Source organism: Klebsiella sp. X13 (assembly GCF_003323835.1).
Classification (GTDB): Bacteria; Pseudomonadota; Gammaproteobacteria; order Enterobacterales; family Enterobacteriaceae; genus Klebsiella; species Klebsiella ornithinolytica.
Window position 1 is genome coordinate 3,604,303 of the sequence record NZ_CP030874.1, and the last position, 21,512, is coordinate 3,625,814.

Annotated in this window: 22 protein-coding genes and 3 pseudogenes; 7 read left to right on the plus strand and 18 right to left on the minus strand. The window is 55.0% G+C overall.

Translation table 11 applies throughout. From position 1 onward, the window contains the following. Positions 1–69 precede the first annotated feature (69 nt). The 12 genes from DSD31_RS17110 to DSD31_RS17165 form a co-directional block, all read right to left on the minus strand. Positions 70–1,548: a sensor histidine kinase gene (locus tag DSD31_RS17110; RefSeq protein ID WP_113991203.1), complete on the minus strand. Its 1,479-nt coding sequence runs from the start codon at positions 1,546–1,548 to the stop codon at positions 70–72. After that, positions 1,545–2,261 (minus strand): response regulator transcription factor, encoded by a 717-nt coding sequence (locus DSD31_RS17115; RefSeq protein WP_004859966.1) that lies wholly within the window; start codon positions 2,259–2,261, stop codon positions 1,545–1,547. The genes DSD31_RS17110 and DSD31_RS17115 overlap by 4 nt, the downstream gene beginning before the upstream one ends. A 78-nt stretch (positions 2,262–2,339) precedes the next feature. After that, complete coding sequence (gene rlmC, locus DSD31_RS17120) at positions 2,340–3,470, minus strand: 23S rRNA (uracil(747)-C(5))-methyltransferase RlmC (protein WP_048025046.1); 1,131 nt, start codon at positions 3,468–3,470, stop codon at positions 2,340–2,342. Positions 3,471–3,512: 42 nt separating this feature from the next. Then, positions 3,513–3,986 carry a YbjO family protein gene (locus DSD31_RS17125; protein ID WP_004859962.1) on the minus strand — a complete coding sequence of 158 codons (474 nt, stop codon included), beginning with the start codon at positions 3,984–3,986 and terminating at the stop codon, positions 3,513–3,515. A 75-nt stretch (positions 3,987–4,061) separates the two neighbouring features. After that, positions 4,062–4,907, minus strand: a complete 846-nt coding sequence (potI, locus tag DSD31_RS17130; RefSeq protein ID WP_004859959.1) for a putrescine ABC transporter permease PotI — start codon at positions 4,905–4,907, stop codon at positions 4,062–4,064. Beyond that, positions 4,904–5,857: a putrescine ABC transporter permease PotH gene (gene potH / locus DSD31_RS17135; protein WP_004859957.1), complete on the minus strand. Its 954-nt coding sequence runs from the start codon at positions 5,855–5,857 to the stop codon at positions 4,904–4,906. Before potH ends, potI begins: the two co-directional genes overlap by 4 nt. Before the next feature lie 10 nt (positions 5,858–5,867). Beyond that, positions 5,868–7,001 carry a putrescine ABC transporter ATP-binding subunit PotG gene (gene potG, locus DSD31_RS17140; protein WP_004859956.1) on the minus strand — a complete coding sequence of 378 codons (1,134 nt, stop codon included), beginning with the start codon at positions 6,999–7,001 and terminating at the stop codon, positions 5,868–5,870. 187 nt (positions 7,002–7,188) lie between these two features. Beyond that, entirely contained in the window at positions 7,189–8,301 is a 1,113-nt protein-coding gene (potF, locus tag DSD31_RS17145; RefSeq protein WP_004859954.1) for a spermidine/putrescine ABC transporter substrate-binding protein PotF, read from the minus strand. Between the two features lie 348 nt (positions 8,302–8,649). Continuing rightward, complete coding sequence (locus tag DSD31_RS17150) at positions 8,650–9,129, minus strand: type III secretion system chaperone family protein (protein WP_004859952.1); 480 nt, start codon at positions 9,127–9,129, stop codon at positions 8,650–8,652. Positions 9,130–9,217: 88 nt separating this feature from the next. Continuing rightward, a complete protein-coding gene (gene rimK / locus DSD31_RS17155) occupies positions 9,218–10,120 on the minus strand; it encodes a 30S ribosomal protein S6--L-glutamate ligase (RefSeq protein ID WP_004859950.1) in 903 nt (300 codons plus the stop codon). 113 nt (positions 10,121–10,233) lie between these two features. Beyond that, a complete protein-coding gene (gene nfsA, locus DSD31_RS17160; RefSeq protein WP_004859949.1) occupies positions 10,234–10,956 on the minus strand; it encodes an oxygen-insensitive NADPH nitroreductase in 723 nt (240 codons plus the stop codon). After that, a complete protein-coding gene (locus DSD31_RS17165; protein ID WP_015584819.1) occupies positions 10,940–11,227 on the minus strand; it encodes a YbjC family protein in 288 nt (95 codons plus the stop codon). The genes nfsA and DSD31_RS17165 overlap by 17 nt, the downstream gene beginning before the upstream one ends. A gap of 209 nt (positions 11,228–11,436) precedes the next feature. On the opposite strand from DSD31_RS17165, the gene DSD31_RS17170 reads away from it, so the two are divergent. Continuing rightward, positions 11,437–11,700 carry a GrxA family glutaredoxin gene (locus tag DSD31_RS17170; RefSeq protein WP_004859945.1) on the plus strand — a complete coding sequence of 88 codons (264 nt, stop codon included), beginning with the start codon at positions 11,437–11,439 and terminating at the stop codon, positions 11,698–11,700. 6 nt (positions 11,701–11,706) lie between these two features. Here the strand turns inward: DSD31_RS17170 and DSD31_RS17175 are convergent, their stop codons facing one another. After that, on the minus strand, positions 11,707–12,090 hold the full coding sequence (locus tag DSD31_RS17175; protein ID WP_004859943.1) for an inner membrane protein YbjM: 384 nt from the start codon (positions 12,088–12,090) through the stop codon (positions 11,707–11,709). A 268-nt stretch (positions 12,091–12,358) separates the two neighbouring features. Here DSD31_RS17175 and DSD31_RS17180 point away from each other — a divergent pair, with 268 nt between their 5' ends. Continuing rightward, positions 12,359–14,044 carry an aspartate:alanine antiporter gene (locus DSD31_RS17180; RefSeq protein WP_004859941.1) on the plus strand — a complete coding sequence of 562 codons (1,686 nt, stop codon included), beginning with the start codon at positions 12,359–12,361 and terminating at the stop codon, positions 14,042–14,044. Positions 14,045–14,264: 220 nt separating this feature from the next. Here the strand turns inward: DSD31_RS17180 and DSD31_RS17185 are convergent, their stop codons facing one another. Both DSD31_RS17185 and DSD31_RS26505 read right to left on the minus strand, forming a co-directional pair. Next, positions 14,265–14,459, minus strand: coding sequence for an ogr/Delta-like zinc finger family protein (locus DSD31_RS17185; protein WP_227538653.1), 195 nt, complete (start codon positions 14,457–14,459; stop codon positions 14,265–14,267). Beyond that, positions 14,436–14,585: pseudogene (locus DSD31_RS26505) on the minus strand (phage late control D family protein); the annotation flags it as partial. The pseudogene DSD31_RS26505 and the gene DSD31_RS17185, both read right to left, overlap by 24 nt. Positions 14,586–14,777: 192 nt before the next feature. Here DSD31_RS26505 and DSD31_RS17190 point away from each other — a divergent pair. Beyond that, positions 14,778–15,692: a hypothetical protein gene (locus tag DSD31_RS17190; protein ID WP_113991204.1), complete on the plus strand. Its 915-nt coding sequence runs from the start codon at positions 14,778–14,780 to the stop codon at positions 15,690–15,692. Positions 15,693–16,007: 315 nt separating this feature from the next. Here DSD31_RS17190 and DSD31_RS17195 read toward each other — a convergent pair. Both DSD31_RS17195 and DSD31_RS17200 read right to left on the minus strand, forming a co-directional pair. Further along, positions 16,008–16,256 (minus strand): annotated as a pseudogene (locus DSD31_RS17195) (phage virion morphogenesis protein); the annotation flags it as partial. A 65-nt stretch (positions 16,257–16,321) separates the two neighbouring features. After that, positions 16,322–16,501 (minus strand): annotated as a pseudogene (locus DSD31_RS17200) (integrase core domain-containing protein); the annotation flags it as partial. A 549-nt stretch (positions 16,502–17,050) separates the two neighbouring features. Here DSD31_RS17200 and DSD31_RS17210 point away from each other — a divergent pair. Both DSD31_RS17210 and DSD31_RS17215 read left to right on the plus strand, forming a co-directional pair. Beyond that, on the plus strand, positions 17,051–17,857 hold the full coding sequence (locus DSD31_RS17210) for a DUF6216 family protein (protein WP_113991205.1): 807 nt from the start codon (positions 17,051–17,053) through the stop codon (positions 17,855–17,857). 79 nt (positions 17,858–17,936) lie between these two features. Beyond that, positions 17,937–18,737: an SDR family NAD(P)-dependent oxidoreductase gene (locus tag DSD31_RS17215; protein ID WP_113991206.1), complete on the plus strand. Its 801-nt coding sequence runs from the start codon at positions 17,937–17,939 to the stop codon at positions 18,735–18,737. A gap of 43 nt (positions 18,738–18,780) precedes the next feature. On the opposite strand, the gene DSD31_RS17220 is transcribed toward DSD31_RS17215, so the two are convergent. Further along, positions 18,781–19,329, minus strand: coding sequence for a TetR/AcrR family transcriptional regulator (locus DSD31_RS17220; RefSeq protein ID WP_004859910.1), 549 nt, complete (start codon positions 19,327–19,329; stop codon positions 18,781–18,783). A 158-nt stretch (positions 19,330–19,487) separates the two neighbouring features. Here DSD31_RS17220 and DSD31_RS17225 point away from each other — a divergent pair, with 158 nt between their 5' ends. Further along, on the plus strand, positions 19,488–20,690 hold the full coding sequence (locus DSD31_RS17225; RefSeq protein ID WP_004859909.1) for an MFS transporter: 1,203 nt from the start codon (positions 19,488–19,490) through the stop codon (positions 20,688–20,690). Next, the gene (locus DSD31_RS17230) at positions 20,690–21,502 is read left to right on the plus strand and encodes a Cof-type HAD-IIB family hydrolase (protein WP_004859908.1); all 813 of its coding nucleotides are present in this window, start codon (positions 20,690–20,692) and stop codon (positions 21,500–21,502) included. Before DSD31_RS17225 ends, DSD31_RS17230 begins: the two co-directional genes overlap by 1 nt. Positions 21,503–21,512 lie beyond the last annotated feature (10 nt).

Below are 21,512 nucleotides of genomic sequence, written 5' to 3' on the forward strand. Positions count from 1 at the left end.
GACCCGCGGTGCGGAAATACCTTGCCCGGGCGGCTTCCCGGCCAGCACAGCCTGACCGGGGAACTATCGCTACGAACGCAACGGCAGGGTAAAGCGGAAGCTGGCCCCTGCCGGCACATCGACCAGGTGAATATCACCGCCGTGCAGCTGCAGCATTCGCCGCACAATCATCAGCCCCAACCCGCCCCGTGATTCCGGGCTCTGACCGGGTTCAAGCACTGAAGGCCGTTCAAACAATGTCGCCCGCAGCTCGCCGGCAACTCCGGGACCGCTATCGGCTACCTCAACCACCATCTCCGCCCCCTGCTGACGGGCCGTCAGGCTGATACTGCCGCCATCCGGCGTGTGGCGAATCGCGTTATCCAGTAAATTGGTCAACACCCGCTCCATCATCGATAAATCCGCCACCACCGGCGGCAATCCCCCGGCCAGCGAGAGCTGTAATCGGATGTGGCGGGTGGCAATCGCCAGATCGAACTTCTGCGCCACGTCCTGGACCAGCTCCGCCAGCACAAATTTCTCCGGCTGCAGCTTGATCCCGCCATGTTCGAGGCGCGCCAGCTCAAACAGCTGCTGAGAAAGAGAGCGGACTTTATTCCCCTGGCGCAGCGCAATATTGAGGTAGCGCTTGCTCTCTTCCGCGCTCAGCCGATCGGCTTTCAACGTCAGCGTCTCCAGATAACCCAGCAGCGAAGTCAGCGGAGTCCGCAGATCGTGAGAAATATTGGCGATAAATTCACGCCGCTGACGATCGCTGTCGGCCAGTCGATCCCACTGTCCGGCGATCTGCCGGGCCAGGTCGATAAACCGGTTATGCAGGATCGCCACTTCATTACCGGGATGCGGCTCCGGCGCTTGCGCCGCCAGCAGTTTAATCGCCCCGATGCTGTCTTCTCCGGGGATCCCCACCTGTGCGGTCAGCTGACGTACCGGGCGCGTCACCCAATACCAGGCAAGGCCGCCGGCGAGCAGACCAAACAGGGCCACCAGCAGCAGCGTCCAGATCAGCAGACTACCCAGCGTCTTCTGCCAGGCGCTGGCCGCCAGCTCATTAAAGGTTTCCCCTTGCAGGATAATATAGAGATAGCCGCGCAGCTGGCCGTCGACATTCAACGGCGCCACGCTGAAGACCTTGCGCTGATCCTGGCTACGCGGATCGTCACCGTACACCGGCCAGGTGCCGCCGGAGAGAAACATCTGTATCGGCACGATGTCAACGCGCTGGCGTTTGATATGGCCCGGCGGCGCAGCATCGGCCAGCAGCTCGCCGTCAGGAGAGACCAGATAGAGTTCGACGCTGGGGTTGAAGACCATCAGCCGATCGAAAAGCGGTTTCAGCGCCTCGCGATTGACCTGGCCCTGCGCATCGAGCAGCGGTTCACGGGCAACAATCTGCTGCGCCAGCCCGACCGAAAGACGTTGGACCATCGCATTACCGTATTGCGCGCTGCTGTACAGCTGAACCGCACAGACCGCCGCCGCGCAAAGCAGCAGCAGCGAAGTAAACACCAGCGCCAGGCGCTGGCTCAGGCTTAACCGGCGCATCATTGCCCCGCTCCTTGACGCGCAGGCGCGAATTTATAGCCCTTGCCCCAGACCGTCAGAATGATTTCCGGCTCCGCCGGGTCGCGTTCGATTTTACTGCGCAGACGGTTGATATGCGTATTGACCGTATGCTCATAGCCTTCATGCTGGTAGCCCCAGACGCGGTCAAGCAGAGCCAGACGAGAAAAGACCTCGCCGGGATGGCGGGCAAAGTAGTACAGCAGATCAAATTCGCGCGGCGTTAAATCCACCGGCTCACCGTGCAGTCTGATTTCGCGCGAAAGCGGGTCGATGCTCAGGCCGTGGCAATCGATACGCCCGGAATCCATCAGCAAATTAAGCCCCATCGCCTCCTGGCGACGAAACAGCGCTTTGACTCGCGCAACCAGTTCAATAACCGAAAACGGTTTGGCCAGGTAGTCGTCCGCCCCCATCTCCAGTCCCAGCACGCGGTGCGTCTCGCTGGAACGGGCGCTGATAATAATCACCGGCAGATAGCGGGTCATCTGGCGAATGCGCCGGCAAATCTCCAGCCCATCGACGTTAGGCAGCATCAGGTCAAGAATCGCCGCATCCCAGCCGCCCTTTTCCAGCTGCACCAGCGCCTGGGCGCCGTCCGCTTCATGCACAATCTGATATCCCTCATCCTGCAGATTTAAACGCAGCAACGCGGCAATATCGTCGTCATCTTCGACCAACAGGATTTTCTTTGCCATGGGTAGTGCTCCGCTCATTTCACGCCGTTATTAGCCAAGCTTACCCGATTTACGCCGGCAGAAGAGTTCACATTTTGTTTAAACTTCGCGAACCAGCAGCGTCAGCACTTCGTAGTGGGCGGTGTGGGGGAACATATCAAACAGCTGCACCCGCTCAACCCGATAGCCCGGCAGCCGCGCGATATCTTTCGCCATCGTCTGCGCGTTACAGCTGGAGTAGATAATAAAGGGCGGCGCCATACGGCATAAATAGTCGCACAGCTCGCGGCCGATCCCGCGGCGCGGCGGGTTGACCAGCACCAGGTCAGGAATCTCGCCCTCAGCGGTGGCAAACTGCGTCGAGTCCAGCGCCTGAAAATGAAGGTTGGTCAGGCCCAGTTCGGCGGCAGACTGCTTCGCGCTGGCGATCGCCTCCGGCGCAATCTCAATCCCGGTCAGGCGCATTTCCGGCGTGGCGCAGTGCAGGCCAAAGCCCCCCACTCCGCAGAACAGGTCCCACATATGATTGACCGGCAGCTGGCGTACCCAATCGCGGGCGGTCGCATACAGCTGGCTGGCAACGGCAGGATTCGTTTGAAAGAAGCTCTGCGGGCGGATCCACAGCGGTACGCCGTTAAAGTTTTCCGCCAGCGCCGCCTGCTCGCTGAGGAGAATCTCCTCTTCGCCTTCCATAATGGCCATATGCACCGGCTGAATATTGGCGGTAATCACCTTCAACTGCGGCAGCTGCGCCTGCAGCCACGGCAGCGCGGCGCGGAGCTGCGCAAGTTTCGTCGGGGAACGCAGCACAAAACGCAGCATCATGCCGCCATCCAGCTGGCTTTCCGTTAACAGCAGATACTTCAGCTCGCCGCGCCTGCGGGCAACGTTATAGGGCGTTAATCCGGCGCGGGCGATAAACGGTTTCAGCACGGCAAATACCGCTGCAAAACTGGCCGGATAGAGCGGACAGTCGGTCAGGTCTTCCGGGCTGCCATCGCGGTGCAGCATCCCCAGCAGCGGACGTTCAACGCTGCCGCTGACCACCATTTTAGCTTTGTTGCGAAAACCGGCTTCCGGGCCGGAAACCGGCTCAAACCATGTCGCCACCGGGCTGTCCGCCAACAGCGTTCTGAGATCGGCCATTTTACTGGCGAGCTGTTGTGTTAACGGCCGTTCCAGCCACTGACAGGAGCGACAGCGGCCCGCGTCATAGAGTGCGCAGTGCATAAAAAGACCTTCCAGAAATCAGGGGCGGGGATTGTATCACCGTTATTGCAGTCGGAAAAACCGTCGACACGACGCCGGAACAAACAGCAGCGCCAGCACCAGCAAATCGGGCAGTTTTTGCATCACCAGAGAACGCAGAATTTCACGTTTTGACTCGCCGGCAATACTGAACAGCTCCGGGTAGCCGTACCCCAGCGAGGCCGCCCAGAGATAAGCGGTGACGGTAATTTGCGTCAGGAGAAAGATCCAGCGCGCCAGATTACGCCCTTTTACCAGTGAAAATGCGCACCAGATCTCAATAAAGACCAGCAACAGGCTGGAGAGAAACACCAGCGTCAAGGTCCATGTCTGCACGCTACGCTGAATAAACGCCTCTATCCCACCGATACCCAGCTGATTCAGGATCATCAGCAGATCCACGGCACGAATCAAAATAATGGCGAACGCCGCCACCTGCACCAGTGCAGGGACGTTAAGACGCGCATGAGATGAACGAGTTTTTGTAAACAGTCCCAACGGAAACGTCTTCCATGAAAACGGCGTCGCACTATCGCGACGCCGATACCAGTTTTACCGTAGATTTTAGGGGCTTCAGCTCCGTCTTGCACGCTGGATATCGCGCACCCGCTGCTTTTCTGCGCGCGCCATCAAATACCAGGCGATAAAACCAACAATGCCGACTACGCCGAGGATTAAGGTTGCCAGGGCGTTGATTTCCGGGTTCACCCCCATACGCACGCTGGAGAAGACCAGCATCGGCAAGGTGGTGGCGCCCGGGCCGGAAACAAAGCTGGCGATGACCAGATCGTCCAGCGATAAGGTAAACGCCAGCAGCCAGCCGGAGATAACCGCCGGCATGATCATCGGCAGCGTAATGATGAAAAAGACCTTCAGCGGCGGTGCGCCTAAATCCATCGCCGCCTCCTCAATCGAGTGGTCCAGTTCACGCAGCCGCGACGAGATCACCACCGCCACGTAGGCGGTACAGAAGGTCACGTGCGCCAGCCAGATGGTCAACATGCCGCGATCCGACGGCCAGCCGATGGCATGCCCGAGCGCCACAAACAGCAGCAGCAGCGACAGCCCGGTAATGACATCCGGCATCACCAGCGGCGCCGTAATCATAAAGGCAAAGCCGTTTGATCCCCGAAAGCGACCAAAGCGCACCATCACGACCGCGGCAATCGTCCCCAGAATCGCCGCCGCCGTCGCCGCACAGGTCGCGATGGTCAGACTCAGCCCGACGGCGCTCATCATCGCATCATCATGGAACAATTCGCTGTACCAGCGCGTCGACCACCCCGCCCACACCGTCACCAGCTTCGAGCTGTTGAATGAGTAAATCACCAGCATTAGCATCGGTGCATATAAAAAGGTAAAGCCGAGTACGAGGATTAAAATTCGCCACGGCGAACGGACTACCGGCAAATCGTTCATCCATGATCCCCCATCTGTTTTTGCTGATGTTTGTGGAACCACATAATCGGCACGATCAGCAGGAGCAGCATCACGATGGCCACCGCCGAGGCGACCGGCCAGTCGCGGTTATTAAAGAACTCCTGCCACAGGACCCGCCCGATCATAATACTGTCCGGACCGCCCAGCAGTTCCGGGATCACGAACTCCCCAACCGCCGGGATAAAAACCAGCATCGAACCGGCGATAATCCCGCCTTTGGTCAACGGGACGATCACCTGGAAGAAGGTTTTCAGCGGCCGGGCGCCCAGATCCAGCGACGCTTCCACCAGCGAGTAGTCGATCCGCGTCAGCGCAGTATAAATGGGCAGCACCATAAACGGCAGATAGGCGTAAACAATGCCGATATAGACCGCCAGGTTGGTATGCAGGATCTCCAGCGGCTGGTCGATGACCCCCAGCCACAGCAGGAAGTTATTCAACACGCCGTTGCTTTTCAGCAGCCCCATCCACGCATAAACGCGGATCAGGAATGAGGTCCACGATGGCAGGATCACCAGCAGCAGCAGAATATTTCGCGTGGACGGTTTGCTGTGCGCCACCGCCCATGCCAGCGGATAGCCCAGCAGCAGGCAGCAGAACGTCGAAATCCCCGCCACCTGCAGCGACTGCAGATAGGCTTCGAAATAGAGCGGATCGTCGGTCAGCTGCAGGAAGTTGCCGAGGTTCAGCGTCAGCGTGAGCTGGCCGTCCGCCCACTCCCACAGATCGGTGTAGGGCGGGATCGCCCTCGCCATCTCCGCCAGGCTGATTTTAAAGACGATCAGGAACGGCAGCAGAAACAGCAGGATCAGCCACAGATAGGGCAGCGCAATCACCAGCTTGCGCCCATGCGCCATCTGCAACCGCGTGAGCCATTGGGCAAAACCGCCCGTTTTCTTCACCCCGGCCGGTGGTTGTAATACACTCATCGCCCTCTCCTTACACCGTCAGAACAACGCAGCTGTCGGCATCCCAGCACAAACGCACTTCATCACCCCAGGTTGGCGTACCTTTACGATGACGATGTTCGTTCTGCAGCTGGGCGCTGATCATCTGCCCGCTTTTGAGGCGTACGTGGTAGATAGACAGATCGCCGAGATAGGCGATATAGATCACCTCTCCTACCGCAAAGTTGTAGCCATCCGCCGGCGGCTCATCGCAGAGCATGATTTTTTCCGGGCGCAGAGCGACCCACACCGGCACATTATCGATAACGGACGCATCAGGATCGACTTTCAGCGGGTGCGTCAGCCCCGGCGAGCTCAGCACCAGACCATCTTCCAGACGATCTTTTACCACCCCTTCAAACACGTTGACCGAGCCGATAAATTCCGCACTGTAGCGGGTTGTCGGATGCTCGTAGATCTCCTCCGGCTCGCCGATTTGCACGAACTTCCCGCGGTTCATAATGGCGATACGTCCCGCCATGGTCATCGCCTCTTCCTGATCGTGGGTCACCATGACGCAGGTGGCCCCCACGCGTTCGAGGATATCCACCACTTCCAGCTGCATGCGGTCACGGAGCTTTTTATCCAGCGCGCCCATCGGCTCATCCAACAGCAGCAGTTTTGGTCGTTTCGCCAGGCTACGGGCCAGCGCCACGCGCTGACGCTGACCGCCGGAAAGCTGATGCGGTTTACGTTTGGCGAACTCCTGCATATGCACCAGCGCCAGCATCTCCTGCACCCGGCTGGCGATTTCGGCTTTCGGCAGCTTGTCCTGCTTCAGCCCAAAGGCAATGTTCTGCTCCACCGTCATATGGGGGAACAGCGCGTAGGACTGGAACATCATATTGATCGGCCGCTGATAGGGCGGTACGCGCGACAGGTCAACGCCATCGAGCATAATTTGCCCGGCCGTCGGCTCCTCAAAGCCGGCCAGCATACGCAGCAGCGTCGATTTGCCGCAGCCGGATGCGCCCAGCAGTGCGAAGATTTCACCTTTATAAATCGTGAGGTTGACGTCATCGACGGCGTGCTGCCCGTCGAAAGACTTCGTCAGATTACGGATTTCCAGCAGCGGGGTCAGCGCTTTGGGGGTTTTCGCTTGTGGGCGGGGAATTGCGTCGTTCACTCAGGTGCTCTCCGGCAAAAAACTACCACCGTATGGCCCGGTTGCCATACATTGAACTTTACAGTGCAGGTGCACCATCCTGGTGCATGTTTTCGCTGCACTTTAATCCGTTTGTTGCCCGGCCGCGTGGAGCAACCACCCGGCCGGGTCAGACCTTTTCAGGCCCGGTGAACCGGGCCATCAGGTTTTATTTCCCGCTTTTGACTTTCGTCCACGCACGCGTGCGTACGCGGTCGATTTTCGGATCCTGCACCTTCAGGGTGAACAGTTTGGCGAACACATCGGCCGGCGGGTAGATAGCCGGGTTATTACGGATGGTTTCGCTCACCAGCGGCGTGGAGGCTTTGTTGCCGTTAGCGTAGTACACCTGATCGCTGATTTTGGCGATCACTTCCGGGCGCATCAGATAGTTAAGGAACTGATAAGCCTCATCTTTGTTTTTCGCATCCGCCGGCATCGCGAAGACATCAAAGAACGCCAGCGCCCCCTCTTTTGGAATGAAGTAGGAGACGTTCACACCGTTCTTGGCTTCTTTTGCCCGGTTCGCCGCCTGCCAGACGTCGCCAGCCCAGCCGATGGCGACGCAGATATCGCCGTTAGCAAGGTCGTTAATATATTGCGAGGAGTGGAAGTAGCGGATATTCGGCCGCAGTTTCAGCAGCAGGTCGGTCGCCGGACCGGTGTAATCATCGGCTTTTGTGCTGTTCGGATCTTTGCCCAGATAGTTCAGGACGGTGGCAAAAATCTCTTCCGGTGCATCGAGGAAGGAGACGCCGCAGCTTTTCAGTTTTTCAAGGTTCTCCGGCTTAAGTACCAGATCCCAGCTATTCAGCGGCGCATCTTTACCGAGTACGGCTTTCACTTTATCGACGTTATAGCCAATGCCGGTGGTCGCCCACAGATACGGCATCGCGTACTTGTTATCCGGGTCGTGTTTGGCGACCAGCTTGAGGACTTCCGGGTCAAGATTCTTCCAGTTTGGCAGCTTGCTCTTGTCCAGCGGCTGGAAGACACCTGCCGCCAGCTGACGTTCAAGGAAGCTGGCGGACGGGACCACCAGGTCAAAGCCAGTGCTGCCCGCCATTAATTTGCCTTCCAGCACTTCGTTGGAATCAAAAACATCGTACACCACTTTAATGCCGGTCTCTTTTTCAAAATTTGCCACCGTATCCGGCGCAATATAATCAGACCAGTTATAAACATGCAGGGTTTTTTGTTCAGCGGCGAGTGAACCGGCAGAGACGGCCATCAACGCACCCGTAACCAGACCTGTTAACCATTTTTTACCAAAGGCGGTCATATCTCTTTTTCCTTCTCAATGCCCGTTAACAAGCGGGCTTAATATACGCACTTGTCTGCATGCAATAATCATGCATATTTTCTCATTGCCTAAGAAAAGGAGAGAGGACCTCTCCCGGAATGGTTGCCCGCAACTGGAAGCATCGTCAGAATAACTGTAGCCAGAATAAGAGGCTATAGCCCAGGTAAAATAACGCCTTTTATCAATTTTTTATGCAGTAACGGTCTACGTGATAAGCCAAAAGCGGCTGAATGGCGGTGAAAAATTCTTTAAGGGAAGGTTAAATGCAGAATAAAAGCACGTAATACGCAGCCGCTATGGCAGTGGCTGCGCTATTCATCGACAGGCTTAGTGAAGAAAATGGTGCTGAATATCTTCAGCGACGTACTCTTCTTCTTCGGCTTTATAGAGCACCTGGTTGGCGGCTGCTTCGAGGATAACCATAGAGATCTGCTCTTCGCTCTGACGGAAGAACCAGCCAAACTGTTCGACGGTAATGCCGACGCCAACGGATAGCGCCTGACACACCACCAGTTTAGGCAGATTGTCATCCTGAATATCGAGGAAGGCTTTGACGGTCAACGAACTGGCGTTAATTGCCGAAAGATCTGCGGAAAGCCCGAGCAGCGCCGAAGGCTTCACTTCTGCCAGAGCAGAAAAGAGCACGACGTTATCCACCAGATCGAGCTTCGCATCAAAAATGCCGTCGAAATTCTGCATATGCGGCAGATGCAAGGCCTGGCAGGAATCACACTCAAAGAAGTTGATGCCTAACTCATCGAGCCAGTGACGTAGCGTATCCAGACCCGGAACGACCAGTGAATCCATATGACCTGTGACCTCTTACTGTAGAAAAACGACGCCATAGCTTACGCAAAAAACGCAGCGCATACCATGAAAGTGTCGCCCGCGCCGGTTATCCGCCCATTTTCAGACAAAATTCTGGCGTGGCCTGACGCTCAATCCAGGCGATCATGCGCCCGGCAATATCAATTCCGGTGGTCGTTTCAATGCCCTCCAGACCCGGAGAGGCGTTCACTTCCATGACCAGCGGCCCACGGGTCGCGCGAAGGATATCCACCCCGGCGACATCCAGCCCCAGGGTTTGCGCCGCCCTGATGGCCATCTCACGTTCCTGATCGCTGATCGTGGCCACCGTCGCCACACCGCCGCGGTGCAGGTTAGAGCGGAAATCGCCCTCTTTCGCCCGCCGCTCGATCGCCGCCACCACTTCATTACCCACGACCAGGCAGCGGACATCCCGCCCTTTCGCCTCGGCGATATACTCCTGAACCAGAATATGCGCATTCAGGCCGCGGAAAGCGTCGATCACGCTCTCTGCCGCCTGGCGGGTCTCCGCCAGCACCACCCCGATGCCCTGCGTCCCTTCCACCAGTTTGACCACCAGCGGCGCGCCGCCGACCATGGCAATCAGGTCGCTGGTATCATCCGGAGAGTGCGCGATCCCGGTCAGCGGCAGATCGATGCCCTGCCGCGCCAGCAGCTGCAGCGAGCGCAGCTTGTCGCGGGCGCGGGTTATCGCCACCGATTCATTGAGCGGATAGCTGCCGAGCAGTTCAAACTGACGAAGGGCAGCGGTCCCGTAATAGGTAATCGCCGAACCAATGCGCGGGATCACGGCATCGAAATGCGGGAGCTGACGTCCTTTATAGTGAATCGATGAGGCCACCGGACTCACGTTCATATAGCAGGAAAGTGGATCGAGGATTTCCACCTGGTGGCCGCGTTTTTGCGCGGCTTCGCGCAGGCGACGACATGAATAAAGCGTTCCATCCCGGGATAATATAGCAATTTTCACCCTGCACCTCTGCAACAAGGCCCGCTCCGGCGGGCCTGCAATATGTTAATTGCGCCACGACCGCCCGGTGCACCAAATGGCGGGGCGGAAAGCAGGCAGCAGTGTACACGCAATCAGCGCGTTGCCCACCCCTGCTTATGCAGATATTCGAGAATAAACGGGCGACTTTCTTTAATGATAGTGCGGCGAATATGGTCGCTCCAGGTATCACGGCGGGTGTTGCTGCCGCGCGACAGGTAGTATTGCGCCATCTGCTCATCATATTGCGCCAGCACTGCCTCATCCACCGGCTGGTACGCATTTTCATGCACCAGCATAGCGGCGGGCATACGCGGCTTCACCTCAGGGTTATCGGCAGGCCATCCCAGACACAGACCAAACAGCGGCAGGACGTGCTGTGGCAATTTCAGCAGTTCGGTCACCTCTTCAATGCTATTGCGGATCCCACCGATATAGACGCCGCCGAGGCCCAGGGATTCGGCGGCAACCAGCGCATTTTGCGCCATCATTGCGGTATCCACCGCCCCCAGCAGCAGCTGTTCGGCCAGCCCGAGCCGGGCATCCGGACAGATTTGCAGCAGACGGTTAAAGTCGGCGCAAAATACCCAGAATTCCGCCGCGCGCGCCACGTGCTGCTGGCCGCCGCTCATCGTGACCAGCTGCTGACGAAGCTGAGGATCGGTGACGCGAATAATAGAGCTGCATTGTAAAAAGCTCGAGCTCGAGGCCCCCTGCGCGCTGGCGATAATAGCTTCGCGCTGTTCGTCGCCGATCGGCGCATCGGTGAAGTGGCGGATGGAGCGGTGGCTACGCAGCAGATCAATGGTCGGCGTCATCTTGTTTTTCTCTGTCTGATGAAGAAGTTGGTTTTGGAGTGTGAGTCAGCTGCGGCGCGACGATCCTGGCCATTCGCCACATTAATGCTATCGCGGCCGGGAGCATCAGCAGGATCCCGGAAAAGATCATCAGCATCGCCGCCGTCGGGCTGGAAAACGGCGCCGGCAGCTGCAGGTACTGATTGAGCGAGAGCCAGGCGAGGGTCAACAGCGCAATCCCGATGATCTCTACCACCAGAACGCTTTTCGGCAAAACGGCAGGCGATCGCATAGCTCAGCTCTCCTCCAGTCAATATTATTCGCGCGCTCTCCTGGCTAATCGCGCGCGGCAGACACAGTATAATGATTTAACCACGAAGACATTTATCAAACATAGCCTTAAACCATCGAAGAAAAAGGCAGAACCTTCTTTTCCTCGCCGGCATAACGCGTCATCATAGCGGTCATTCGCCATCCGGCTGAGATTTAAGGAGAGAAAGTATGTTTACCGTTATTTTTGGTCGTCCTGGTTGCCCGTATTGTGTTCGCGCCAAAGAGCTGGCAGAGAAACTGACCAATGAACGCGATGACTTCAACTACCGCTACGTTGATATTCACGCCGAAGGCATCAGCAAGAGCGACCTGGAAAAGACCGTAGGTAAACCGGTTGAGACCGTTCCGCAGATTTTTGTCGATCAAAAACATATCGGCGGCTGCACTGATTTTGAAGCCTGGGCGAAAGAGAATCTCGGTCTGTTTGCCTGAGCCGACTCATTTCTCTGACGAATGATTGCGTCTGGTATCCAGCCAGGCGCAGATAAACAGAAAGCACAGCGCGCCCAGCGCGCACCAGAACACCGCGCTAAACAGCCACGCCAGCTGTTGCCAGAAGGTACGCTGAGCCGCAAAAAAAATCCGCATGATCAGCAGACAGACGGGGGTAGCCAGAATTGCCCCCACCAGCGGCTGGATGACGCGTCGCCCCGGAGAGAGGCAGCTGGCGGCCGCACCGGGCAGCAAAAAATAGAGCAGTCCAACCTCAGGATTACCGGTAGCCCGAAAGACGCCTTTCATATGCAGTAACAGCAATAAACACACTACGATAAACAGAAAGAACCCACAGGTAATACCCACCCAGGCACGCTCAGATTTCACAATATCCTCCTGATTCTGCTTCTAACCCACTTCAATTCGTCCAGTCAGATAAAGCATTCCGGCAATCCATGCCAATTTAGCTCCCCATCGGCGTAAAAACGATTGTGACTAGCCGCAGCATCCAGGAAGGATTAAACTACCGGCTCTGTTTTTACTGGTTATAACGGGATGCCAGAACAGGGTTCGGGACAACGCGAACACTGGACCAACCTTAGACCAAATAACCATTTCCTTCAACAACTTACTAGTAAATGAGAAGTTGGCTTTCGTGAATATAAACGTCGCAGATTTGTTAAACGGGAATTACATCCTGTTATTATTCGTTGTACTTGCCCTGGGGCTTTGTCTCGGGAAACTTCGTCTCGGGTCAGTACAACTTGGTAATTCTATTGGCGTTTTAGTGGTTTCATTATTATTAGGTCAGCAGCATTTCAGTATTAACACTGATGCGCTAAATCTGGGCTTTATGCTGTTTATTTTTTGCGTTGGCGTGGAAGCGGGTCCCAACTTTTTTTCTATTTTTTTCCGCGACGGAAAAAACTATCTGATGCTCGCCCTGGTGATGGTCGGCAGCGCGATGCTGCTGGCGATGGGGCTGGGAAAACTGTTCGGCTGGGACATCGGCCTGACCGCCGGGATGCTCGCAGGCGCGATGACGTCAACGCCGGTGCTGGTCGGTGCGGGGGATACGCTACGGCACTTTGGCCTGCCCAGCGATCGGCTGGCGCTCTCCCTCGACCACCTGAGTCTGGGCTACGCCCTGACCTATCTGATTGGTCTCGTCAGTCTGATCGTCGGCGCGCGCTATATGCCGAAGCTGCAGCATCAGGATCTGCAAACCAGCGCCCAGCAGATTGCGCGTGAACGCGGACTCGATACCGACTCCAAACGTAAAGTCTACCTGCCGGTGATCCGTGCCTATCGCGTCGGCCCGGAGCTGGTCGCCTGGGCTGACGGTAAAAATCTGCGCGAGCTGGGGATTTATCGGCAAACCGGCTGCTACATTGAGCGTATTCGCCGTAACGGTATTCTGGCGAACCCGGATGGCGATGCCGTCCTGCAGATGGGCGATGATATCGCGCTGGTGGGTTATCCGGACGCCCATGCCCGCCTTGATCCCAGCTTCCGTAACGGCAAAGAGGTCTTCGACCGCGATCTGCTGGATATGCGCATCGTCACCGAAGAGATCGTGGTGAAAAACCACAACGCCGTAGGCCGCCGTCTGGCCCAGCTGAAGCTGACCGATCACGGCTGCTTCTTAAACCGCGTCATCCGCAGCCAGATTGAAATGCCGATCGACGATAACGTGGTGCTCAACAAAGGCGACGTGTTACAGGTCAGCGGCGATGCGCGACGCGTCAAAACCGTTGCCGACCGTATCGGCTTTATCTCCATTCACAGCCAGGTGACCGACCTGCTTGCCTTCTGCGCCTTCTTTATCGTCGGGCTGATGATCGGCATGATCACCTTCCAGTTCAGCTCTTTCAGCTTTGGTATCGGTAACGCGGCGGGGCTGCTGTTTGCCGGGATTATGCTCGGTTTCCTGCGCGCCAACCACCCGACCTTCGGCTATATTCCGCAGGGCGCGCTCAATATGGTGAAAGAGTTCGGCCTGATGGTCTTTATGGCCGGGGTCGGTCTGAGCGCCGGCGCCGGGATTGGCCACGGCCTGGGCGCCATCGGCGGCCAGATGCTGGCGGCGGGTCTGATCGTCAGCCTGGTGCCGGTGGTGATTTGCTTCTTGTTTGGCGCCTATGTGCTGCGTATGAACCGCGCGATGTTGTTTGGCGCCATGATGGGGGCGCGCACCTGCGCCCCGGCGATGGAAATTATCAGCGACACCGCGCGCAGCAACATTCCGGCGCTGGGCTACGCGGGCACCTATGCGATTGCCAACGTGCTGCTGACCCTGGCGGGGACGCTGATTGTCATCATCTGGCCAGGGCTACAGTAAATATTTAAGAAAAAAATGGATAGAGGCAGAACTTTTCTCTTGGGCATCAGTCATAAGTAGTGCCACTGCTTTTCTTTGATGTCCCCATTTTGTGGAGCCCATCAACCCCGCCATTTTGGTTCAAGGTTGATGGGTTTTTTGTTGCCTGAATTTTATGATGTTTAAAATCATGAAGTTACAATGCATCGTTTTATCCAATGGCGACAAAGTGGCGACAGCCTCAAAGAGACAATGCTACCTGGCCTGAATTTGTGGGGTGGGGCTGCACAGGCTGGGCCTCTTTAGGTGTAGAGATTGAGCGCACAAAAGTCTCATGCGTTACGAACGTATGGCTGCAGTTGATATTCTGGCACTTGTTGTAACGTTCTTTGGTCATTGAAGAGACCAGGAAAATGGGTAAATCATCATTTTTCACTTCCAGTTCAATGTTAGTCGTAAATCCGCTATCCGGGTTGACCGTGTGCGTTAACGTTGTGATGGTCCAGTTGGCACCCTCAATGGGTTGCTTAAAGCCGCTGACCTTAACGGGCATTTCCGCATAGGGAAAGGTTGTCATCAGAATAAACAAGAGAGTTAGAAGTGTGATTAGTGTCATCTCTGATACAAAATCAGCGAAGTCCTCTCCTCTGGCAACACTATGAATAGACGGAAAATAAAAAACACTCAACCCTGCTTTCTAATCTATATTTTAAATGTACAGCAATGAAATTCATTTCCTTATGCAGGGGGATATATGAATAAAGTCGGACTTATGATTGCAGCATTAATAATTTCAGGCTGCACAGTAAAACCAGAGGTAACTTACAAAAAAATAGATTCATCAAATCCTCCTATTGATACAACCTTGACAGATAGTTTTTATCTAGCTTCATCCATCATCGAAATTCAACCAACAACCGAAAAGATAAAACTTAACGACGGCAAGGATACATCAGTCTCGAAATATAAAGTTATTGTAACTCAAACTGACTATCCTGACTTTAAAGTTGGAATTATTTCAAATGATGGCTTCTTTACAAAAACAAGAGTGTCCATTTCAAAAATAGACAATACAGATAGAGTCAAAGAAATTGGTCTTGAAACAACTGACAACAGAGTTCAGACCATAAAAGACATTTCGTCCGTTGTTGTCGCACTTGTTCCATTCGTAGGCTTAATGAGCAACGATAATAAATCATCCACTTACACGAATAAGATTTCCGTAGCGGAAATGATCGAGCATTTCAAAAATACTACAGAATCATCTTCAATCATCGTACTTGATAAAATAACAAAAGCAACAATAAAATTAGGGAAGCAACCATTAGATTCAATACCTATTGATGAATTCAGTAAGCCAGATGTTCGAGATAGTTTAAAAAATTCTTTTATATACTCATCCTGCACTAACATCGACATTGAGGTCGAAACCAAACGTAAAGATGGAGAGCCTATCAAGCAGGAATTTACAACAAGAGTTAGCGACCCAAGATATATTCAATACGTTGCATTTCCTTATAAAGGAAAGATCATCACACACGATCAATGCGGAGTATCTGTCACGACAGAGACATCAAATCCATCGTCAGATGCAGCAGTCATTGCAGCTTTATTAACTGAAGTGAAGAACATTAAAACAGAAATTGATAAAAACAAAAAGAATCCCTAACCAAAATCAACCCAAGAGACTATTCACATGCAAACATCTTATCTTATTTATTATGAAGCTTTCGATTCGAATGGGAATTTAGTTCTGGATGGTAATTCATATCATGATGTAGACACATCAACTGTTAACTCAATAGGAAAATACATACTACAACATGTTTACCCCATACTTTTAAGTGATATTAAAGGTATTACACCTAGTGCAAGCCGAATTGTGCTAAAAGGTGTGTTTAAGCTCTAATAATTTTCATTGTGGGGGGAGCTAATCCCCCTTTCCTTTAATAACTCAACTCTATGGTATATCCACATAATACTGCTAATTGGAAGATAACCAATGGAGCAATTGCTCACGAATAATGCTCTCTGTTTCACCATCCCCCCCAGCAACCGCCGCTCCGGGTAACGCGCTTCCACCCCTTCCGGCTGACACGATCACGCAGACCATAGTGATGAACGCGGGTAATACGCTCCACTCTTCCCTCAAATTCGACACTGCCAGAGTCCGGCTGAAGGTTGCTTTCAGGTATTTTGTGGTACGGAGTTTGGCAAACATCTGCCGCCGGATACTGTAAGTACACCGGTTTTAGTGCCACTCACTTTTGAGAGTTCCGGGCTTTCCGCCATCAGTCGGTACGCTTCCGGCGTCAGGTTGTTCAGGGATTCATGAGGTCGCTCGCTGTTATATTCCGTCAGCCAGTGTTCTGTAATTTCCCGGGCTTCATTCAGAGTTCTGAACAGATAAAAATCCAGGATTTCTGTCCGGTACGTCCGGTTAAAGCGTTCGATAAATGCATTCTGCGTCGGCTTACCTGTATTGGAATGCTAAAGGTTACAACTTTGATGCTAATTATATGACAGATTTCATGATGGATATGGAAGCTAAGAATAGAGGTGTCCATTAATCACGAAAAGTGGCGACAAAGTGGCGGCAGCGGTTGGCAATGCCCCGTAATCGCCACTCCTTACCACCAACCTAACTTATTGATTATATTGCAACTCATTGTTTTTACTAACCCATTTACATAAATGGGTTTTTTGTTGCCTGAATTTTATGATGTTTAAAATTATTCGGTTACAACCGCCAGGCGGTACCATTGGCGATAGCCCGGCGACCGCCGCCGCCACCTCAGCCAGGCATCTTCCCTGGACCTGCTCCTCACCCCACCATTTCTGTTGTCCCAGACCTCATGGATGCGTTGCCCTCCCCTGACCCCGCGGGTGATGTACACTGATACGCCGGGTGAAGCGCCGAGTTGCACACGTCATCAGCAAAGAACAGAGCGATCCGCTCGCGACGCCTCCCGCTTGCCCCGCCAGTCAAATCATACCCATAAGGAATGTTCACCACAGGAGATGTTGATGCCCGCTTTCCAACCTGATGTTATTTCTGAGTTCTCCGGCGCGCCGCTGAGCACAACTGTCGCGGCCCTGACCGTTCTCGCTTTTCTGTTCCAGCCATTGCGAAAAGCCGTCAATGGGATTTTCAAATATAAAAAAGGCCACGGCAGCGTATTAAAGAATGCGGGGGTGCCCCCCTTCATTTTGAACTTCTTTGCCATCTCCATCCCATTGAAAAAATTGCCCTCGACAGGCTGGCCCGAGAAATTAATCACCCTCTTGTTCTCAGCTCTTTTCGCATGGTCTTTGTGGTATTTTGTCCCACCGCTTGTGCAAACCTTTACCGCCCCGCCAGACACGGCACTGTTGATTTGGAAAAAGTCAGGCGATCGCTTTTACATCTCCAGAACAGCAGCCACGGAGGCTACGCTGCTGACGCCCCCTCGCTGGACCGTCACAGCCAACGACTGTCAGGCCAATAAAGCCCCGACGAAAAACACCGCCAGCGTCCTGGATCGCGAATATCGTGACGATCTTTGCCGCTTGCTGACAACAGCCGAAGGCAAGGAGTATTTAGAAGAATCAATTAAAAACTTCGAAAAAGATAAAATCTTCACTTACTCATCCATTTTTATTATTGAATTTATGCTGCTATGGCTGCTGTTGGGATTCATGTTAATGATTCACTACACCAATAAAGTCAGGCACTTTATTTTGCTTGAACAACAAAAAGCGATTCATTGCGTCCAGGGCAACTTCGCGGCGACAGGTATCTACGCCATCTATCAGGAGCTGGAGGAGAGAGACGCTCGCAGACCCCGGCGGTAACTGTATGCTCCGTCGCATTGGCATCCTTCCGGTTATTGCTCATACTTTGACCAGCTCAGTCCGGTGAGAGGTAAAGGCGATGCTGGTGAAAGATAAAGTTGCCGTCATCTTCGGCGGTAGCGGTGCGATAGGCTCCGCCGTGGCGCATGCTATGGCGCGCGAGGGGGCGCGAGTCTACCTCGGCGCGCGCGATCGGAAGAAGCTGGATCGGGTGGCGGATGACATTCGTGCCGCGGGCGGCAGGGCCGAGACCTTTGTCGTTGATGTCCTCGATGAGCGATCGACCGGCGAGCGGATAGCGCAGCTGACGCAGCACAGCGGCGGGCTCGATATCGTCATCAATGCTACCGGCTTCGTCCATAATCAAGGCAAGGAGATCACGACGCTCTCCCTCGCCGAGTTTATGCAGGGCATCACCCCGTTCCTGGCGGCCCAGTTCAACCTGGCGAAAGCCGTTATCCCCCATATGGGCGGCGCTCGCCCGGGCGCCATTATCACCGTCGTGGCTCCGGCGGCAACAATGGCCATGCCGGGCCACCTGGGCCATATCGTCGGTTGTGCGGGTAGCGAAGCCTTTATCAAAGCGCTCGCCAGCGAACTGGGGCCGAAGAATATCCGCGTCCTCGGCGTGCGCTCGCACGCCATTACCGGTGCGGTTGAGGCCGGCTCTTACACCGCGGAAGTCTTTGCGGCAAAAGCGCAGGCGATGGGATTGACGGTCGAACAGTGGGTTGGCGGTGCGGCACACAGCACCATGCTCAAACGTTTGCCGACGCTGGCGCAGGTGGCGGATGTCATCACCTTTCTGGCATCCGATCGTGCCGACGCCATGACGGCAACGATGGTGAATATGACGGCCGGTGCCACTACCGGTGGATAGCCCTCGGATCTCGCAATACCTCGGCGTACAGCGCTTTATCTGGCTATTGCCCCTCTCCGGCCAGGCGTCCGACCATCAGGCGGATAGCCTGCTTTGAGAGCGGCGCGCTATCGGTGACAAAATGCAGGGTCATTCCCTCGATAAACGCATCCAGTCCGCGAGCCGTAGCCGGCTCAAACCACTGTTCCAGCGTTTGCTGACTGCGCCGCATCCAGTGCTGCATCACCGCCTTCAGCGCCGGCTGGCTGCTGCAAAACGCATACAGCTGATACATCAACTCCATATTTCGCGCGGTCGTCACCTGGGCGCTAAAGATCAGCTCGGCAATCGCATCGCAGGCCTCTTCACGGCTGCTGACCGAGGTAAAAAACTGCTGGTACTGCGCGGACATATCGCGGGTAAAAATGCGAAACGCCTCTTCTATCAGCGCGTCAATGCCGCTGAAATAGTAGGTCAGCGAGCCTAACGGGACTTCCGCACAGCTGGCAATTTTACGATGGGTTACCGCGTGAATCCCGTGGGTGGCAATGGTATCCAGCGTGGCCTGTAAAATGCGCTCCCGGCGCTGCGGATCGTTCGGTCGACGGGCCATATCTTTCCTCTTAGTCGCTGTCATGCGCAGGCAATCGGCAGCAATATCACGCTCCCTGGCGCCCGGTTCTTGTCCGAATACGCATTCTGAAGAATATGTACAAATGTACACAGTCTTGCTACTGTTGTCTCCATCTTCTCATTCACAGGCGTTTACGGATGACAGCGCAAACCTCCCGCCGGGCCTTACAGCTCCGACTCTGGGCCCTTTTCATGTTCTTTTTTATCCCTGGATTGCTGATGGCCTCATGGGCTACCCGTACTCCGGCGATCCGTGACCTGCTGACGCTGTCAACGGCGGAAATGGGCATCGTTTTATTTGGCCTGTCGATTGGTTCGATGAGCGGGATTCTCTGCTCGGCGTGGCTGGTCAAACGTTTTGGCACCCGCAAGGTGATTCGCACCACCATGTCGTGCGCCGTGGTCGGCATGATGGTACTCAGCGTGGCGCTGTGGCTCACCTCGGCGGTCCTGTTTGCCATCGGGCTGGCCATTTTTGGCGCCAGCTTCGGTTCGGCGGAGGTGGCGATTAACGTTGAAGGCGCCGCCGTCGAGCGCGAAATGAATAAAACCGTCCTGCCAATGATGCATGGATTTTACAGCTTCGGCACGCTGTTCGGCGCCGGCGTGGGGATGGCGGTGACCGGTTTTGGTCTGCCCGCCGCACCGCATATTCTGCTGGCTGCGCTGGTGGCGATAGCCCCGATTGCTATTGCGATTCGCGCCATCCCGGATGGAACCGGACAAAATGCGGCAGAGAACGCGCATCATGAGGAAAAAGGTCTGCCGGTATGGCGTGATGTTCAGCTGTTGCTGATTGGCGTCGTGGTGCTGGCGATGGCCTTTGCTGAAGGATCTGCCAACGACTGGCTGCCGCTGCTGATGGTGGACGGCCACGGCTTTAGCCCCACCTCCGGCTCCTTGATTTACGCCGGCTTCACCCTCGGGATGACAATAGGTCGCTTTACCGGCGGCTGGTTTATCGATCGCTACAGCCGGGTCACGGTAGTCCGTGCCAGCGCCGTGATGGGCGCGCTGGGTATCGGCCTGATTATCTTCGTCGACAACCCGTGGGTGGCCGGCGTCTCGGTACTGCTGTGGGGTCTTGGCGCATCGCTCGGTTTCCCGCTGACCATTTCCGCCGCCAGCGACACCGGTCCCGATGCGCCGAAGCGCGTCAGCGTGGTAGCGATAACCGGCTATCTTGCCTTCCTGGTCGGGCCGCCGCTGCTGGGCTTCCTTGGCGAACACTTCGGCCTGCGCAGCGCCATGATGGTGGTGCTGGGTCTGGTTATGGTAGCGGCGTTGGTCGCCAGAGCGGTGGCTAAACCACAACATGAACCTGTCATGGAGAACAGTTAATGAGCATCAAACTGATTGCGGTAGACATGGATGGCACCTTCTTAAGCGATGCCAAAACCTACAATCGCCCGCGCTTCCTGAACCAGTATCAGCGCATGCGCGAACAGAATATTCGCTTCGTCGTCGCCAGCGGCAACCAGTATTACCAGCTGATTTCGTTTTTCCCGGACATCGCCCACGAGATAGCCTTTGTCGCCGAAAACGGCGGCTGGGTGGTCAGCGCCGGCGATGACGTTTTTAACTGTCAGCTGCCGAAAGATCATTTCCACACCGTCATCGACTATCTGCAGACGCTGACCAATATTGAAATTATCGCCTGCGGTAAACGCAGCGCGTATACCCTCAATAGCTATAACGATGAGTTGAAGACGGTCGCCGCGAAATATTACCATCGCCTGCAGCTGGTGGACGATTTCAACCATATCGATGACGTGATACTGAAATTCGGCCTCAACGTGCCTGACCAACTGATTCCGCAAATCCAGCCGCAGCTACACGCGGCGTTGGGCGATATGGTGACCGCCGTGGCAACCGGCTACGGCAGTATCGATCTGATTATTCCCGGTGTGCACAAAGCCAACGGTTTGCGTATTTTGCAACAGCGCTGGGGCATTGAGAATCATGAAGTCGTCGCCTTTGGCGACAGCGGAAATGATATTGAAATGCTGCAACATGCCGGATTTGGCTTTGCGATGGCCAACGCGGCAGCACCGGTGAAAGCTGTCGCCGACTATGATGCGCCGCATAACAATGAGGAAGGTGTGCTGCACATCATCGACAAAGTGCTGAATCGCGAAGCGCCGTTCGCCTGACCTTCGTCCG

Bases quoted from the DNA above. Each gene is read 5' to 3' on its own strand.
- potF (WP_004859954.1), bottom strand. From the start codon at position 8,301: ATGACCGCCTTTGGTAAAAAATGGTTAACAGGTCTGGTTACGGGTGCG.
- DSD31_RS17190 (WP_113991204.1), top strand. From the start codon at position 14,778: ATGAATAAAGTCGGACTTATGATTGCAGCATTAATAATTTCAGGCTGC.
- rlmC (WP_048025046.1), bottom strand. From the start codon at position 3,470: ATGCACTGCGCACTCTATGACGCGGGCCGCTGTCGCTCCTGTCAGTGG.
- DSD31_RS17215 (WP_113991206.1), top strand. From the start codon at position 17,937: ATGCTGGTGAAAGATAAAGTTGCCGTCATCTTCGGCGGTAGCGGTGCG.
- DSD31_RS17150 (WP_004859952.1), bottom strand. From the start codon at position 9,129: ATGGATTCACTGGTCGTTCCGGGTCTGGATACGCTACGTCACTGGCTC.
- DSD31_RS17225 (WP_004859909.1), top strand. From the start codon at position 19,488: ATGACAGCGCAAACCTCCCGCCGGGCCTTACAGCTCCGACTCTGGGCC.
- DSD31_RS17220 (WP_004859910.1), bottom strand. From the start codon at position 19,329: ATGGCCCGTCGACCGAACGATCCGCAGCGCCGGGAGCGCATTTTACAG.
- potH (WP_004859957.1), bottom strand. From the start codon at position 5,857: ATGAGTGTATTACAACCACCGGCCGGGGTGAAGAAAACGGGCGGTTTT.
- DSD31_RS17165 (WP_015584819.1), bottom strand. From the start codon at position 11,227: ATGCGATCGCCTGCCGTTTTGCCGAAAAGCGTTCTGGTGGTAGAGATC.
- nfsA (WP_004859949.1), bottom strand. From the start codon at position 10,956: ATGACGCCGACCATTGATCTGCTGCGTAGCCACCGCTCCATCCGCCAC.
- DSD31_RS17210 (WP_113991205.1), top strand. From the start codon at position 17,051: ATGCCCGCTTTCCAACCTGATGTTATTTCTGAGTTCTCCGGCGCGCCG.
- DSD31_RS17115 (WP_004859966.1), bottom strand. From the start codon at position 2,261: ATGGCAAAGAAAATCCTGTTGGTCGAAGATGACGACGATATTGCCGCG.
- DSD31_RS17230 (WP_004859908.1), top strand. From the start codon at position 20,690: ATGAGCATCAAACTGATTGCGGTAGACATGGATGGCACCTTCTTAAGC.
- DSD31_RS17110 (WP_113991203.1), bottom strand. From the start codon at position 1,548: ATGATGCGCCGGTTAAGCCTGAGCCAGCGCCTGGCGCTGGTGTTTACT.
- potI (WP_004859959.1), bottom strand. From the start codon at position 4,907: ATGAACGATTTGCCGGTAGTCCGTTCGCCGTGGCGAATTTTAATCCTC.
- DSD31_RS17170 (WP_004859945.1), top strand. From the start codon at position 11,437: ATGTTTACCGTTATTTTTGGTCGTCCTGGTTGCCCGTATTGTGTTCGC.